Consider the following 593-nt stretch of genomic DNA (forward strand, 5'->3'; position numbering starts at 1 on the left):
ACGCCAGCAGTCGTCACCATATCAGCCAGGGTTCTGGCACCCGCTGACCCATTGCTGGCTTCATAAGCCTCCCGCACCAAGCTGTGCAGTTTTACCCGCTGCGAGTCAATGGTGGTAGGTCTGCCTCGCCAATACTTGTAACTGCTGCGGTGAATACCAAATACTGAACAAATCCGTTTTACGCTATGGCTCTTCTTGAGTTTCTCGACTAACGAGAACTGTTCAGTGAGTCTGACATCAAGAGAGCCGTAGCCTTTTTCAAAATGGTGTTCTCTTCTTCAATGCGGCGGATTTTCTTCTCCAACTCACGGATCCGCTGTTGTTCGGGGGTGAGCGGTGCGCCTTTGGGGGATACGCCTTGCTGCTCTTGTCGAAGCTGGTTTACCCATTTACGCATGGCTGAATTACTCACGCCCATCGCGCTTGCAGCCTCAGCTATGCTGTATCCCTGTTTCGTTACCAGCTGCGCAGCTTCTAATTTGAACTCTGCACTGAATGTCGGTCTTGTGTTCTTCATTTCTACCACCTTTTTTCTGGAAGTGAGTCTATCACTTCGTCTATTCAGGTGGCCAAATTCACTATGCCACTACATA

Annotated in this window: 1 pseudogene; it reads right to left on the reverse strand. The window is 49.9% G+C overall.

Annotated features, from left to right (window positions below):
* Window positions 1-517: pseudogene (locus L2712_RS19085) on the reverse strand (transposase); the annotation flags it as partial.
* Between the last annotated feature and the right edge of the window lie 76 nt (window positions 518-593).

This window comes from Shewanella marisflavi (assembly GCF_023283925.1).
In the GTDB taxonomy this organism is placed as follows: Bacteria; Pseudomonadota; Gammaproteobacteria; order Enterobacterales; family Shewanellaceae; genus Shewanella; species Shewanella marisflavi.